Here is a 15,955-nt window from a genome sequence, read left to right as displayed (position 1 = left end):
GACAAATATCCTATTTGAATAAAATTTTCGACGAATTTCCTTTGTATCGCCTCTACAATTTTGACTTTTATAAATATTTTTGTCGATTCTATTTGGAATTGGTCGGAAGATTTTGATTTTCTTCCTTTATACCATTTGTTACAATCAAAAAAATATTATCTACTAATCAATCTAGGAGGTTAACAGAAAAATGAGTAAAGATTTAACACCAACAGAACAAATGAATGATCATATTAGTGATATTGATGATATTGAAATAGAAGAATCCTACTACAAACTTTGGGAAGATGATCGTTTATAGAAGATTAGCAATGATTTCTTTCTAAAGTAATTTATAAGGGTAAAGTCTAGTTTCCTTAACTCATAAAGAAATCCGTTCGGGAATCTTAAATGCCGAACGGATTTTCTTATATCTATTCATTCACTCCAAATCAAAACATTTCAAGTTACATATTCCAGCAATTTTTTAATTCGCAAATTCCTTCTTCGATTTCCCTAATGGTTAATCCTCCGAAACCTAGTAATATTAATGGGTTCCTCTCCTTCACTAAATCACAATAGTAAATAGTGACAGGGTAAACCTTTATCCCCTTCTCTAAAGCTGTATTGACTAGTTCTTTTTCAGACATACCATTTTCTACCCTTATTAAAATGTGCAAGCCAGCCCTTTCCCCAATAATTGTTACCTTGTTGTCCATATACTTTTCAATTGAAGTTAATAAAACATTATGTTTCTTTCGATATAGTGTTCTCATTTTATTTAAATGACGTTCCCAATGACCTTGGTTCATAAAACGATAAAGTGTATCCTGATGAAGACGAGATACTGTTTGTTTATAAACGGTAAAATATTGCTTATATATATTTAATAAAGGCTTGGGGAAAACTAGATAACTAATCCGAATAGATGGAATGAGAGATTTTGAAAATGTTCCTAAATAAACCACCTTGTCATTAATATCTAGGCCTTGTAAGGAAGGTATTGGTTTTCCTTTATATCTATATTCTCCATCATAATCATCTTCAATAATATAACCATCCATCTCTTCCGCCCAATTTAACAATTCCATTCTCCTAGAAACAGGCATGACCATACCGTATGGAAATTGGTGGGATGGGGTAACATAAACAATTCTAGCCTTGCTTGCCTTTAAGCTGTTCATACATATTCCTTCTTGGTCAAGAGGGATAGGCACAATTTCCACCGATTGGTCCCTTAATACCTCCCTCGTTCGATGAAAAGCCGGGTTCTTCAATTGCATACAAATGTTCTTTTCCAATGATCAAGCACAAAAGTCCCATCAATACTTGTGTTCCTGCTCCTAATACGATTTGATCACCTGAACATCTTACTCCTCTTGATTCAAAAAGATATTTTGCAATCTCATCTCGAAGGAGCTGTTCTCCTTGCGGGTCACCGATATTAAAAAGTTCCCCATGATCTCCATATACGGACTCTATTGTTAATTTTTTCCATATCGAATATGGGAAGTTCTCCAAATCAACTTTACCCGAACTAAAGTCAATTTTAATCTTTAAGTCTTCTTTTTCGTTATTTTTTTTAAGACTTACTGGAGTATTAAATTTTCTTTCATAGACCTTTTCCTCCACTTTTGTGACATACAAACCTTTACGTGGCATGCTTTTAATATATCCTTCTGCAATCAATTGGTCATAGGCAGCTTGGATTGTATTGAGGCTCAAGCCTAGGTATGCGGACAAATTTCGTTTTGATGGCAATTTTTCTCCTCCTGAAATGTTGCCATTTGAAATCTCTCGCTTAATATAATCGGCAAGTTGTATATATAATGGTATTTTGCTCCTCTGTACAAAGTCTGGAGTAATCACAATCATCTCTCCACCTCCACTGGTACCGTAAAAAATATCATATCTGGTACTTTTGATTTTACCAGATTATGTTTAAATCATTATAAAAGGGGGAGATTTTCATATGTTGGAAATTAAACAATTACATTCGATTAAGGAATGGAAAGAAGCATTTCCAGTCATAAAACAATTACGAACACATTTAGATGAAGAGAGTTATTTAGAATTGGTCAAAGAAGCGATGGAGAAGGAAAACTATAAAATGGCAGCTTTATTTGATGATGAAACAATCATCGCTGTTACAGGTTATATGCCAATGACCACTTTGTATAACGGAAAATTTGTTTGGGTATGTGATTTAGTTACTGATGAAAAACATCGTTCGAAAGGGCATGGAAAAACTCTCCTTTCTTATATAGAGAACTGGGGAATCAAGTATGGTTTTAAAATCATTTCTCTTTCATCTGGACTACAACGAAAAGATGCACATCGCTTCTATATGGACAAAATGGAGTATGATCAAGTGAGTTATGTTTTTCTAAAAAAACTTTAAATATCAAATTATCACACTACTTTCTCTACCCATGCCCTTTACCAAATATATAAATATCAGATATGCAGCAACTTACACAAGAAAGGTATTGAATTAATAAATGAATTAAAAAAGACACAAAAGTCAGACTAACTTTTGTGTCTTTTTTGAGTTTTAAATTATTTTTCTAATTCAGGGTCGTAGAACTCTCCGAACAATTCTTCATCAGATGGATTGTCTTCAGGGATTGGTGTGGATACCCACGTTGTATTCATATAATGTTTAAGCGAAACGTTTTCAGATGTAGCGTTTCCGCCCCAAGTACCGCAGCCCATGGAAGAAGTTTGCGGCATGCCGTTTGTAAAGGAACCAGCATTACTGATGGAGTTTGGCTGGCGAACCATGATGCGGCTAAATGGACCCCACTCGCCTAAACGATTGATATGTTCATCACTGAATGAATAGATTCCGCAAGAGTGGCCAATTCCGCCATTTTCAAATACACCTTCAGCCACTTTCAGGGCATTTTCAAAGTCGCCTTCATATTTATGAAGAGATACTAAAGTTGTTAATTTTTCATCGGCAAATACTTTCCCTTTGCCGACTCCATCACCAATGACCATGATGAATTTGCGATCTTCAGGGATGCTGAAGCCAGCTGCTTGCGCAAGTTTTTGTGGAGAAATCGCCACAGTATCTGGCAGGCGATGTCCTTCCCCATCCCAAATAACAACACGAAGTTTTTCTCTTTCTTTAGTGCTTGCTAAATATGCGCCTTCTAAAATAAGCTGTTCGATCATTTGATCATAATGGGATTCATGGATGATTAGGTTACCATCTGCAGAACAGCCAGAACCAAAGTCTTTTGTTTTACTTAACATTGTATTATGAGCTGCATCTTTTACATCAGCTGTTTCATCAATGATCACAGTTGCGTTCCCTTTTCCTACGCCGTAGGCAGGAGTACCAGAACTATATGCAGCACGAATCATATCTTGGCCGCCTGTTGCCATTACTAAATCAGCACGAGCCATTAATTCAGTTGTTAATGTTTTGCTTACCGTTGGCAGGCATTGTAGAATGTCAGCTGGTGCGCCTTCTCTTTCAAGCGCTTCTCTCATTAAACGAACAACTTCGTTAGAAGTACCTTTCGAACGTGGATGTGGACTGAAGATCACCACGTCACGAGCTTTAATTGCATAAATAGCAGTAACTGCTGGTGTTAGTTCTGGGTTCGTTGTTGGAATTAAAGAGGCAATAATCCCGGCTGGTTTTCCATATTTTTTGATGCCTTTTTCAGGGATTTCTTCGATCAAACCAACACTCTTTTGGCGTAATGCATCTCTAAGAACACCACGAATTTTCATCCGTTTGCCGACACGGTTAACGGGATCACCTAAGCCGCTTTCTTCCACACCCATAATGGCAATCTTTTCAAACGTCTTTTTATTGGCAACAGCCCAGGCAACTGCTTGGATTAAGCGGTCTACTTGTTCTTGGCTGTAGTCTTTAATCACTTCAAACGCTTTTTGCGCCTTTGCTAATGCTTCATCAAGTACTACTTTTTGTTCTGGTGTTAATTCTTTTGGTTTATTAACGGTTGTGGATGACAAGATCGGTACCTCCTAAAATTTGAAAATATATGTTATTGAAAAGCTTACCTCTTGGATCGATCTAACATTTTTGATTCTTCATCTTTGCTGTTTCTACATGAATTCAGTCGGATTCTACATCTTTCGTTTCTGTTGGGATCCATTCTTTTTCAGCTTGAAAGCCGTAATCGGCCTTGTTACGGACATTTACTTTGGTTCCCGAGTCTTTTTGTCCGTAATCGGCCTGGCCTTCTCACGGGAGTTCTAAGATTCGTTTGTGTATTACGCTAATCAAAATATGAATCTATCAAACAGATACGTGGTGTACCTTCTTACCTGGTGAATAAATATCCATGATATTCCAATGTCCATCTGTTGGTACTGGGTTATTGAGCATTGCTACGTCAATGACAACTGGCTTATTGGCCTTGATGGCTTTTTCCAATGCAGGCTTAAATTCTTCGGCTGCTTGAATTTTAATGCCTTCAACCCCATATGCCCGTGCGATTGCGGCAAAATCTGGTGAATATGGCGGCTCATCTTTGGTAAACAAGGTTCCTAGAGTCGTTCCAAAGTGAGCTTTTTGCAGGCCGGCAATTGTTCCAAATGCAAAGTTATTCATAATTACCCAAACTACTGGAATATCTTCTTCAAATGCAGTTGCTAACAATGCTGGGTTTTGGCCGAATCCTCCATCGCCAACTAAAGAAACAACAACACGATCAGGTGCAGCGATCTTAGCACCTAATGCTGCTGGTGCCCCGAATCCCATTGTGCAGTAGCCGCCAGGAGTCAAAATCGATCCAGCTTCATAGATTGGGAACTGCTGGCCGACACCGTTTTTGTTCCAGCCCACATCTGTTGTGATGATCGCATCTTTCGGAAGCACTTCACGCACTTCTTCTAAAATCCGCTGTGGCATCATTGGGAAACAGTTATCTTGGATATATTTTTGATTGCTTTCTTTAAATTCTTTGCGATAGGTAGCAATTTCTGCTGTTAAAGAAGCTAAATAGTCAGGATGATAGCCCTCTGGTAACATTTCTTTTACCACACGATTTAAGACAGTCAACGCTTGTTTTAAGTCAGCCACAACACCGATTTCTACCGGATAGTTTCGGCCGATCTCGCTATGATCGATATCAATTTGAATCAGTTTTGTTGGCGGGAAGTTGAATGTAAATTCTGGTTCCCATGAGCTGGAGTCCGCTTCCCCAAAGCGAGTTCCTAAGGCAAAAATGTAATCGGCATTTAAGCATTTATCGTTGATGAATTTTGTTCCCCAGAATCCTGTCATTCCGAGTGTTAATGGATGATCATCCGATACGGCGCCTTTTCCCATCAAAGAATGGGCTACTGGAATATTTAAATAATCCACTAGCTCTCTTAATTCCTCGGCAGCATCTGCAAGCATGATCCCGCCGCCAACGTAAAATAATGGATTTTTTGCTTCTATAAATTAAGCCTCCCTAAAATCAATTAATATTTTGCCATACTGACCTGAAAGAGCATCACCGTAGGCCTTTTCATAATCTTGTAATGCAAAAACGTTTGATACTACAGGCTTAATATTAAAAGCTGCATCAGATAGGTATTCAACACATTTTTCGAAGTCGTCTGGGAAATTATAAATAATCGATCCTTTTAAGGTTATCTCGTTTCTAACAATTAGCATAACCGAGAAAGTTGCTTCTGGCGCTAACCCAATATAAACAATTGTTCCTCCAGGTTTAGCAATTTTTATTGTTTGTTCAGCAGATGACCTTACTCCAGCAGCTTCTATAACAATATTAAAAGCTGCTTCGGGAACATCTTCAGGAAGCGCTGTTTTCACTCCTACAAACTCTTTACCCACTTTTTCTAGTTTCTTTTCGTTAATATCAATTGCAGTTACTTGTGCTCCGAGGTATTGCGCTAAGGCTATAGAAAGCATCCCTTCTGTCCCACAGCCAATAACGGCAACAGATGTATCTTTTGAAACATTAATTTTTTGAAATGCATGAACAATTACCGCAAACGGTTCAATTAATACTGCTCTTTCACTAGGTAATTCTTCAGGAATTGGTAAAACGAACTTTGAGGAAATAGTAATTTCTTCTGAAAAAACACCAGTAATATTTACACCGAGAGATTCTTTGTTTTTACAAATATTTCTCCTGCCAGTTAAACAATTTTCGCATTCACCACAGAAAGTATTTGGTGTTACCACCACTCTTGTACCAACATTAAATGGTGCATTTTCTCCAACTTCAATAATTTCTCCGACTAATTCATGACCTGGAACAAGCGGATATTTTGCATGCCCAAGTTTTCCTTTGTATACACCAACATCGGATCCGCATATTCCACCGTAAATTAATTTTATTTTTACTTCATGATCCCTAAGACTTGTTACTGTTGGTAATTCTCTTAATTCTAGTTCACCCGAATTTTTCAAATATAATCCTATCATTATCATCACCGCCAAATTCTATAAAATCAGATCGATCTAACGTTATTAGATCTTTTAAATAAAATAATAGATCGATCTAAAAAAAGAAAAATTTTTCAAGAAAAAAAGCTTGGTAAAATCTTCTTTTACTCCACTTCACTTCTTAATAAAGCTATAAACAACATGTTAGGTAAGCGCTATCATCATATTACCCCAATATTTATAGATTGGCAATAGATTTCTTGAATTTTCATAAATATAAATTAAATTAAATGGATCGATCTAAATTAAGAAAAGAGAGCATTTTCTGCTCTCTTCCCTATTATATTGATCACTTATGAAGATTTTCGAACAACAAGCTCTGGTTGTAAAATAATTCGTTGTTTTTCACGATTTTTATTCAGCATGCGGTGATGCAATAAATTTGCTGCTTGGGACCCTATAAGTCTTGCAAATGAAGAAACGGTTGTAAGTGGAGGATTATACAATGGTGCTTCGTTATTATTGTCGAACCCGACCACAGCAATTTGCTCTCCTGGTGTTAGTCCATTTACTTTCAATCCCTGCAAGACACCATGTGCTACTAAATCGTTAAAACAAAAAATAGCTGTAGGTGGTTTTTGTTGTCTAAGGACCTTATGAACAGCTTCTGTTCCGCCATCCCTGGAGACAGCGCTTTCAACAATCAAGGATTCATCAATTTCAATGCCTGCTTGAGATAACGCCATACAATACCCGCGCCTTCTCTCTCTCCAGGCAGAAGATCCTGAAGTTCCGCCTATAAAGGCGATTCTGCGATGCCCTTTTTGGATTAAATGATTTACGGCCATTTGTGCACCAGCGGCATAATCAATCCCAACATAATCACTTGATACATCTTCTAATTCTCGAACTGCAAGAACAATAGGAATATCCATATTCTTGATCCGTTCAATTGTTTCCTTTGACGTGTCTGAGACAGGACATAGAATAATTCCACCAACTCGATGCTCGAGCATTCTCGAAATTAATTGCTCTTGCTTGGCATCAGAATCAAATGTTGTTCCCAGGAAAACAATGTATCCTGCCTCTTCTAAAGCATTATGTACACCCCTTAATAGTTCTGCATAAAAAGGATTGGCTATATCAGTAATAATTAGGCCAACAGTTGAAGAACTTTGAGACCTCATATTTGCAGCTACTCGGTCATAAACATATCCAAGTTCCCGCATTGATTCTAATACTTTTCTTCGTGTTTTTTCAGCGATTTTTGGACTTCCTCGAACGATCAGTGAAGCTGTAGCTCGGGATACTCCTGCATGTTTGGCAACATCCAAAAGAGTTACACGCTTTTTTTCCGTCATTAATTATCACCATCTACTTATTTCATAATTTATTCATTACTCGTTTAATATAATAAATTCCATTCATTTTAGAAACAATGCTAATTAAATTATAATTTTGAGATTTAAACAATGTCAATCTAATGTTTGTTTGTTTTATTATTGCGGGCAATCTTTTTACAACTTTGTTAGGAACTTTAAGCAAAAAGAACTTTGCCGTCTTAGCACAGATATAGAATTCACTCCATGTCTGTTAAGAGGTAAAGTCCTTTTCAAATCTTTTTTTAAACATAAATTGTAGCAATCATTTTACAAGTGGCTAGATTTTTTTACCAAACTTTTAATCTTCTTTTAGCTTAAGACGTTCAATCTTACCAACAACAAGAAGAAGCGATAATGCACCAGAAAGAGCTAGAACAGCCATATAAACCAGACCGCCAGTAAATGAACCTGTTTTTTGCACAATAACACCAATGATAATTGGAGTAAGGATCCCTGAAAGGTTAGCTGCTACGTTGAAAACACCGCCTGCTAAACCAACTAATTTAGTTGGAGCTAAATCCGAAACCATAACCCATCCTGTGGCTGCCATACCTTGAGAGAAAAAGGCAACTGACATAATAGCAATGACTAAACCTGGTACTTGAGTGTAGTTAGCAAGAACGATTAAACATGCACCAAATGCTCCAGTAATAATTGGTGTTTTCCTTGCAACCGTTAACGTTTTTCCATTTTTGACCATTTTATCTGACCATGTTCCTGCCAGCAGTACACCAGCACATGCTGCAATATATGGTAACGAACCCATGAAGCCGGCTTTAATGAAGGACATATGCTTTTCTTGAACAAGATACGTTGGGAACCATGTTAAGAAAAAGTAAAGCATGGATGCAACTGAAAACTGTGTATAACTTATTCCCCAGATTTGGCGATATTTTAGTAGTTGTTTAACCTCTGACCATGTAATTTTATGTTTTTCTACAGCATTTTCAGCCAGCCCGCCGCCTTCACGGATATAATCCAACTCCTCTTTATTGACGGTTTTGCTGTATTTAGGATCACGATAAAATTTAACCCAAACAAATGTAAAAAGAACCCCGATAATACCAGTTACGATAAAAATCGTATGCCAGCCAAAATTGGATAAAAGCCAGAACAGGATTGGTGTAGCAAAAGCTAATCCAACATATTCACCTGCTGTATAAACACCTGTAGCCATTGCGCGTTCCTGCTTTGGAAACCAAGCGGCAACTACACGGCTATTGGTTGGAAACGCAGGTGCTTCGGTGATCCCCAAGGCAAGACGAAGACCAAAGAATGCTGCAAAACTCCTTGCAAATCCTAAGCAAAGCGTAGTAATAGACCATGTACAAAGCGAAATGGCATATGTTAACCGAGGGCCGAAGCGGTCTAAAAGCCATCCGCCTGGTATCTGCATAAATGCGTAGGACCAGCCAAAAGCTGACATGATCAAACCAAGGGTAACCGGATCTAGTCCTAAATCCTTCTGGATGGAAGATGCGGCCACTGAGAGATTTGTTCTATCAAGATAGTTAATTGCAGTAATGATAAAAAGAAGTGCTAAAATTGCGAAGCGAGCTCGTGTTGGTTTCTTCCGCGGTAATGAGTTGACCTTTTTTGCTTCTTGTGCCATATGAATCCCCCTCAATTAAATTCCCCTAATTTATTTCCACTTGATTAATGAAAGTAAGTAATATGAAAGCGGTTGCATAAAAATATTATAAAACCCCTCTAAACCGAATCCAAATAATAAATGCTTAACTTGGAAGATAAGTATGTCATAAGTTTAAGGTAAAACGCTTTCAAAATTAAGTAGAAAAATTAAAATAACGATAGTAAACATTTTCCTTTAGTAAATATCAACAACATATTAAAATACTTTTTAAATCCACCACCTTCTATATTGTTTTCAGGAATCGAATTTAGAACGATCTAATTTTTACTTACACTCTATAGGTAGACCGATCTAAAATTTAAATAAACTGTATCCCTGTATTCGATATTATATAATAAGAAATTCTGTTTGAACATACTAATTTTTAATATTTTTTTGATTTAATTATTAAATTCAGATATTTATGTTATTATTCATTAATTTTATAACATTTTTTCGTGTTTTGAAAAAGACTTTCAAACACTTTTTCCTTAGGCAAACTTTTAATTTTGGCGATCATAAGAATTGTATCTTCCATCATATTAGGATGTGTCATTTTATGCAGAAATGGTCCTTTAAACGGCCATGGGCCATCGGCTTTCACTCCTCCTAGGTTGATTATACCTCTAACTATATTTTCGTCCCAAATTACCACGATCAGCATATGATATTACATTCATTTAATAAAGGAGCGGTAGTTAAATGGGGCTTTTTATAAACAAAGAAAAACATCCAGAGGTTTATAAAAACAGGGAGATTAAAAATGAGAACAATCAGGAATTCCACAGAAAAGATTATTTAGAGGAATTATTACAAATTCAAAGGACTACAAATTTATCTCTTACTCAATCGTTGGATGAAATTAAATTGCATAACCATAAGCAAAAGGAATTACACTCGGTTCAATGGAAGGATTTGAATAACCAACTTAAGGATATGAAAAAGAGAGAATTTGAACAACACGACCTCGATATTCAAATTATTGAACGACTCAAAATCTTAGAAGAAAAATATAAAACAATTCATTCTTTAATGGAAAAAGAAACAAAACTCAATTTAGAGATCCTAACCAGGTTAGAGAATCAGGAAAAGCTGAATCAACAACTATCTGATCAAATTGAAGAGCAAACAAAATTAGAAAAGAATATGACAGAAAAAATGGCTCAACAAGAAAGCTATCAAACCGAAATACTTACTCGGATGGACAACCAGGAAGCATTAACTGAAAAACTTGCAAGGCAAATCAATCATATCCGTTCCATTCTTTTTGAAAGAACCAATTTTCTTGCCGAAAAAATAGAAGATGGTTACAAGTTAACATCTTCTTATGTTTATAAATTATTAACTGGAGCTGAACAGCCTATAACTTTTTATACACTCAAGAATAAACAAGAAGAACACCAAAAGCAATCGGAATAGAATTTATACAAAAAGATGGTATCCACCCGCCATCCTTTTGTAATACATAAAGCTTCAGTAAGAAATTTAAATGTTTCTCAATGGTTATGCTATAATGGATTGTCCATAAAAATGGCATTGTTATTAAAGGGAGCGATAAATGATGATTAAAATTGATATACCATCTCCAGATGTAGTAATTACCAAAAAGAAACAACTTGGCGAAAAAGTCGAGTCAGTCATTAGCAGTGAATATGGATTCACTGACTACCATCGAATTCCACGCGATAAAGGCGGGATTATTCTTTTTTTTGATGCAAATGAGGATTTATTATTTGTAGGCAAAGCAAGAAAGTTACGACCAAGAGTTAAAAGGCATTTTGAGGATAGCGTATCACCGCTTAAATTACATAGAGATGAGATTGATAAAATTGCGGTTTGTGTTGTCGAAGACCCAATGGAACGGGAAATTTACGAAACCTTTATCATTAATAAACTGCATGCCAAATACAACATTGATAAAGTATTTTTTAAATAAATAAAAACAAAGGATAGGTGCCAGTTTAAATGACCTATCCTTTATTATTTTCCTTATTTCAGTATAACTATTTTACTTATAACCGATTAATTCGTTATTCGAAAACATGGATTCATTACTTGAAAACATAGAAAAGTATTTTTTTACAAACTCATAAAAAAGTTTTTCTGACGGAGATAAATCTCGATGCTTGGGGGTAATAACTCCAACGGTTCTCCTCACATCTGGGTCATGTATTGAAACTTTAACTGTATTGCTTGGCAAATTTTCATTTAAAAATAGCTCTGGTAACAATGTGATTCCAATCCCAGCAGATACTAACCCTTTTATTGCGTCAAGATCCTCTCCCTCACATAAAATTGTGGGATGAAATCCAACTTGAATACAAGCATCTTCAACAATTTTTCGAAGAACAAAGCCCGTTGGAAATAATACAAAAGTCTCCTTCGCTAATTGATAAAGAGAAACTGATTTTTGATTTGAAAGCGGATGTGTTTTCGGTAATAGAGCTACAAACCTTTCAACAAAAAAAATATCCGATTGTACATCTGGATCATGTGTTGGGACAGGGCCAATAAAAGCCAAATCGATTTCACGCTTTTTTACTCCCTCCGTCAAAAAAGAGTAAGAACCCTGCCGTAAATGAAAGTGGGTGTCCGGATGTTCCTTTTTAAATGCTGAAAGAATTGTTGGGAGAGTATTACTGGCTAAGCTAGAAGGAAAACCAATTCGAATGGTTCCCTGCTCTGGATTTACATATTCATCTATGAGTTGCTTAGCGTTATCAATTGCCTTTATCGCAATAAGTGCCTGCTCAGCAAATAATCTTCCAATGTGGGTGATCCTTATATTTCTGCCTTCCCTTTCTAAAAGCTGTACACCAAGCTCTGCTTCTAAATTACCAATTTGGCGGCTTACTGCTGATTGAGCGATATTCAAGTTTTCAGCTGCCAATGAAATATGCTCCTGTTTTGCTACTTCAATAAAATATTTTAGTTGTCTAATTTCCATCTGATTTTCCTTCTATATTGTCTTTTAGATGATTTTCTTACTAATTATACTACTTTAAAAATAATATTTAAGATAAAAATCATTACCAAGAAACATTAGTATATCATTTGTGACAAAATAAAAATACCAGTATCATCCACAATCTAAGGATAAAACTGGTATAAAAAAGATTTTTTTATTTTCTCTCGGAAGCTGGCACTCCAGCAATGCCCCAATGAGTTCTTGGCATCTCGTTAACAAGCACCCTCACACTTTCTTTTGGTGCATCTAACGTTTCAACAACTGTATCAGTAATATTTTCAATTAATGCTTTAATTTTTTCAGGCGGTCTGCCTTCCATGATATTTACTTGAATAAGCGGCATATTCATTCTCCTCTCAAATTTTTATAATTGTTAGTTATTCCCCAACGGTAAAAGTTACCTCACCAAAACCGTCAAACTTGCCTGAAACAAAATCTCCAATTTTTAGCAATATAGCACTAGTCAAAGCACCCGAAAGGATAAGATCACCTTTTTTGATCTTTTGACCTTTTCTTGCAAGCATATTAGCCAGTACAGCAATTGCATTGGCAGGATGTCCTAAAACGGCAGCACCTGCTCCTAATTCTTTAATCTGACCGTTAATTGATAGTGTTGCTCCTACTAATTCAAGTTCAAATTCACTTGGTTTTTTAAGTGAGTTTCCAAATACTACTCTTGATGTAGATGCATTGTCGGCAATTACATCAGTAAGTGTAAAATTGAAATTTTCATAGCGGCTATCAATAATTTCCAATGCAGGTAAAACATATTCTGTTTTAGCTAATACTTGGGCACCAGTAATTCCAGGTCCTTCGATATCTTCGCCAATTAGAAAAGCAATCTCCGCTTCTACTTTCGGATGAATTAAGTCAGAAAAAGGAAGCACCCCTCCATTATCCACCAACATATAATCAAACACGTACCCATAAATAGGTTCAGAAACGCCCATCTGATCCCATTTTGCCTTGCTTGTTAAGCCCATTTTAGGACCAATAATTCTTCTTCCTTCATCTATTTTTTTCTGAACAAGCAATTCTTGTGCTTGATAGGCTTCTTCAACAGTAAGATCAGGTTTTATATTCGTTGTAACCTTCACTACTTCGCACTTTTCTACTTCAGCTGCAACTAAGTAATCAGCAATTTGCTTAATGATTTCGCTTGCCATTTATTTTGCCTCCTAGTAATTCTTATATAAAAATCGTAAATTATAATTATTTAAAATTAACGCTTACTTGACCTAGATGAGCGAACCTAGCGACAAAATTATCTCCAGGATTTGCTGCAACCATGCCTGAAAGTGCACCCGAAAGGATTACTTCACCAGCTTTTAAGGTAATATCATAATCTGCCAAACGGTTTGCCAGCCATGCAACACAAGTCGCAGGATTTCCTAGAGCAGCTGCACCTACACCTGTATTGGAAACTTCACCATTTTGGTATAATGCCATACCAACTAACTCCAGATTAATGTCTTCAAGTTTTGTAGGCTTTCCACCTAATACATATAAGCCAGATGAAGCATTATCGGAAACGGTATCACGTAAAGATATTTTCCAATCTTGGATACGACTATCCACAATTTCCAGTGCTGGAACCACATAGTCGGTTGCTTGAATAACATCAACAGCTGTCACATTAGGTCCTTTTAAATCTTTTTTCAATATAAACGCAATTTCACCTTCAACTTTTGGCTGCAGCATATCTTTCGTGTCAATTGTGCCGCCATTTTCGACTACCATGGTGTCTAATAGATGTCCGTAATCCGGCTCATCTACACCTAACATTTTTTGTACAGCTACTGATGTAAGACCGATTTTTTTACCGACAATTTTTTGACCTGCTTCTAGTTTCTTTTTAATGTTTTCTAGTTGAATGTAGTATGCATCGTCAACAGTAATCTTCGGGTCTGATACAATTAGAGGATCAATTCCAACCTTAGTAGCTTCCGCTTGAGCTAATTGAGCCGCAAAATCTTGGATTTTTGTCAATTGAATACATCCTTTCTATTATTTATGTAATTGATTGCTGTATACGCTAAAGAAGCATTAAAATGCTGCACGGTTCAATTTTTATAAACCGTGCAACATAATCTTTTAAATTAGGAGAATTATAGTTTTACACAAATATTCGTTAACTCAGTATAGAATTCCCAGCTGTGAGCGCCGCCAACACGGCCTATTCCACTGTCTTTCGTTCCGCCAAATGGAGTTCTTAAATCACGTACGAACCAACAATTGATGTAAGATAAACCTGATTCGATTTTTTGTGCTACACGGTGTGCACGGCGGATATCGTTCGTCCAGATTGTGTTACTTAGGCCCACGCGAGTATCGTTTGCTGCCGCAATCACTTCTTCTTCTGTGTCGAATGGAATCACTGTAACAACTGGTCCAAAGATTTCTTCTCGAACACAACGAGAGCTGTCATCTAAACCAGTAATAATAGTTGGTTCGATGAAATATCCTTTATCCAAACCATCAGGACGTTTACCTCCAGTAACAAAAGTGCCGCCCTCTTCTTCAGCGATTTTTAGGTAGCTCATTACTTTATCATAGTGTACTTTTGCAACTAAGGCGCCTTGATCATTGCTCAAATCAAACGGATCTCCAACTTTTAATTCCCTTGTTTTGGCTGCAAATTTTTCTACGAATTCATCAAAGATTGGGCGTTCAACATATATTCTTGAACCGCAAACACAAACTTCCCCTTGGTTAGTGAAACTTGATCGAACAGTTGTTGCAACAACTTCATCAATATCTACATCTGCAAAAATAATGTTAGGGTTTTTTCCGCCTAATTCGAAAGAAAGCTTTTTCAACGTTGGAGCCGCCTCCGCCATGATTCTAGCACCTGTAGATACTTGTCCGATAAAGCCGATACCCGCAATATCAGGGTGTTTGTTGATTGCGCTTCCAGCACCAGGTCCAAAACCATGTACCAAGTTTACAACCCCATCTGGAACACCAGCTTCTTTAAGAATTTCCATCAATTTTGTTGCTGTCATTGGAGTTAATTCAGATGGCTTAATAACAACAGTGCAGCCAGCAGCTAAAGCTGGAGCTAATTTCCAAGTTAACAAGAATAATGGAAGATTCCATGGCTGGATTAATCCAACTACTCCAATTGGGCGCCGAAATCCGTAGTTAAGTGCGTTATGAACTTCATCTTGATAGCTTTCGGTTCCTACTGAAAGCATGTAATCAGAAAAAAAGTGGAAGTTTGCTGCTGCACGTGGAGCATCAACATGACGTGAGAATTTTAGATGCTTTCCAGTATCCAACGATTCTAATTGGGCGATTTCTTCTTGTCTTGCTTCAAGAATATCACCAACTTTGCGTAGAATTTTGGAACGTTGTTGTACACTCATTTTCCCCCATGGTCCTTCTTTAAAAGCACGTTTAGCAGCTTTAACAGCTAAATCAATATCTGCAGCGCTTCCTTCAGCAACCGTACCATATACTTCTTCTGTGACAGGGTTTACATTATTAAATGTTTTTCCATCCTCAGATCCAACAAAATTTCCGTCAATATAATGTAAACAATCAAATGGTTTTACGATAGGTTCTACTATTGTTTTAGTTTCGACTTGCATCGTCAAAATCCTCCT

General features: G+C 36.6%; 15 protein-coding genes and 1 pseudogene. 3 read left to right on the top strand and 13 right to left on the bottom strand.

Annotation, left to right across the window (positions count from 1 at the left end; all coding sequences use genetic code 11):
* Positions 1–446: 446 nt before the first annotated feature.
* Together RCG17_RS26570 and RCG17_RS26565 are read right to left on the bottom strand one after the other, a co-directional pair.
* Positions 447–1,262, bottom strand: coding sequence for a MocR-like pyridoxine biosynthesis transcription factor PdxR (locus RCG17_RS26570; RefSeq protein ID WP_374120875.1), 816 nt, complete (start codon positions 1,260–1,262; stop codon positions 447–449).
* The gene (locus tag RCG17_RS26565) at positions 1,180–1,854 is read right to left on the bottom strand and encodes an aminotransferase class I/II-fold pyridoxal phosphate-dependent enzyme (RefSeq protein ID WP_308173004.1); all 675 of its coding nucleotides are present in this window, start codon (positions 1,852–1,854) and stop codon (positions 1,180–1,182) included. The genes RCG17_RS26570 and RCG17_RS26565 overlap by 83 nt, the downstream gene beginning before the upstream one ends.
* A 97-nt stretch (positions 1,855–1,951) precedes the next feature.
* Here RCG17_RS26565 and RCG17_RS26560 point away from each other — a divergent pair, with 97 nt between their 5' ends.
* Positions 1,952–2,380 carry a GNAT family N-acetyltransferase gene (locus RCG17_RS26560; protein ID WP_308173003.1) on the top strand — a complete coding sequence of 143 codons (429 nt, stop codon included), beginning with the start codon at positions 1,952–1,954 and terminating at the stop codon, positions 2,378–2,380.
* Between the two features lie 158 nt (positions 2,381–2,538).
* Here the strand turns inward: RCG17_RS26560 and RCG17_RS26555 are convergent, their stop codons facing one another.
* From RCG17_RS26555 to RCG17_RS26530, 6 genes and pseudogenes are all read right to left on the bottom strand, one after another.
* Complete coding sequence (locus tag RCG17_RS26555; protein WP_308173002.1) at positions 2,539–3,972, bottom strand: aldehyde dehydrogenase family protein; 1,434 nt, start codon at positions 3,970–3,972, stop codon at positions 2,539–2,541.
* A gap of 286 nt (positions 3,973–4,258) precedes the next feature.
* Positions 4,259–5,407 (bottom strand): annotated as a pseudogene (locus RCG17_RS26550) (thiamine pyrophosphate-binding protein); the annotation flags it as partial.
* 3 nt (positions 5,408–5,410) lie between these two features.
* The gene (locus tag RCG17_RS26545; protein WP_308173001.1) at positions 5,411–6,403 is read right to left on the bottom strand and encodes a zinc-dependent alcohol dehydrogenase; all 993 of its coding nucleotides are present in this window, start codon (positions 6,401–6,403) and stop codon (positions 5,411–5,413) included.
* A 314-nt stretch (positions 6,404–6,717) separates the two neighbouring features.
* On the bottom strand, positions 6,718–7,725 hold the full coding sequence (locus RCG17_RS26540; RefSeq protein ID WP_308173000.1) for a LacI family DNA-binding transcriptional regulator: 1,008 nt from the start codon (positions 7,723–7,725) through the stop codon (positions 6,718–6,720).
* 319 nt (positions 7,726–8,044) lie between these two features.
* Positions 8,045–9,358: an MFS transporter gene (locus RCG17_RS26535; RefSeq protein ID WP_308172999.1), complete on the bottom strand. Its 1,314-nt coding sequence runs from the start codon at positions 9,356–9,358 to the stop codon at positions 8,045–8,047.
* 451 nt (positions 9,359–9,809) lie between these two features.
* Positions 9,810–9,983, bottom strand: a complete 174-nt coding sequence (locus tag RCG17_RS26530) for a hypothetical protein (RefSeq protein ID WP_308172998.1) — start codon at positions 9,981–9,983, stop codon at positions 9,810–9,812.
* A 98-nt stretch (positions 9,984–10,081) separates the two neighbouring features.
* Between RCG17_RS26530 and RCG17_RS26525 the strand changes: the two genes are divergently transcribed.
* Positions 10,082–10,798: a hypothetical protein gene (locus tag RCG17_RS26525; RefSeq protein ID WP_308172997.1), complete on the top strand. Its 717-nt coding sequence runs from the start codon at positions 10,082–10,084 to the stop codon at positions 10,796–10,798.
* Between the two features lie 142 nt (positions 10,799–10,940).
* Positions 10,941–11,315, top strand: a complete 375-nt coding sequence (locus RCG17_RS26520) for a nucleotide excision repair endonuclease (protein WP_308175969.1) — start codon at positions 10,941–10,943, stop codon at positions 11,313–11,315.
* A gap of 72 nt (positions 11,316–11,387) precedes the next feature.
* Here RCG17_RS26520 and RCG17_RS26515 read toward each other — a convergent pair whose 3' ends face one another.
* From RCG17_RS26515 to RCG17_RS26495, 5 genes are all read right to left on the bottom strand, one after another.
* Positions 11,388–12,326, bottom strand: coding sequence for a glutamate biosynthesis transcriptional regulator GltC (locus RCG17_RS26515; RefSeq protein WP_308172996.1), 939 nt, complete (start codon positions 12,324–12,326; stop codon positions 11,388–11,390).
* A 175-nt stretch (positions 12,327–12,501) separates the two neighbouring features.
* A complete protein-coding gene (locus RCG17_RS26510) occupies positions 12,502–12,696 on the bottom strand; it encodes a 4-oxalocrotonate tautomerase (protein WP_308172995.1) in 195 nt (64 codons plus the stop codon).
* 28 nt (positions 12,697–12,724) lie between these two features.
* Entirely contained in the window at positions 12,725–13,513 is a 789-nt protein-coding gene (locus RCG17_RS26505) for a 2-keto-4-pentenoate hydratase (protein WP_308172994.1), read from the bottom strand.
* A 46-nt stretch (positions 13,514–13,559) separates the two neighbouring features.
* Positions 13,560–14,342: a 2-keto-4-pentenoate hydratase gene (locus RCG17_RS26500; protein ID WP_308175968.1), complete on the bottom strand. Its 783-nt coding sequence runs from the start codon at positions 14,340–14,342 to the stop codon at positions 13,560–13,562.
* A 113-nt stretch (positions 14,343–14,455) separates the two neighbouring features.
* Entirely contained in the window at positions 14,456–15,940 is a 1,485-nt protein-coding gene (locus RCG17_RS26495; protein WP_308172993.1) for an aldehyde dehydrogenase, read from the bottom strand.
* Positions 15,941–15,955 lie beyond the last annotated feature (15 nt).

The sequence above is a fragment of the Neobacillus sp. PS3-12 genome (assembly GCF_030915385.1).
Lineage (GTDB): Bacteria > Bacillota > Bacilli > Bacillales > Cytobacillaceae > JAEVLT01.
Note: the sequence above shows the minus strand (reverse complement) of the source record. Positions and strands in the feature narration are given on the sequence as shown.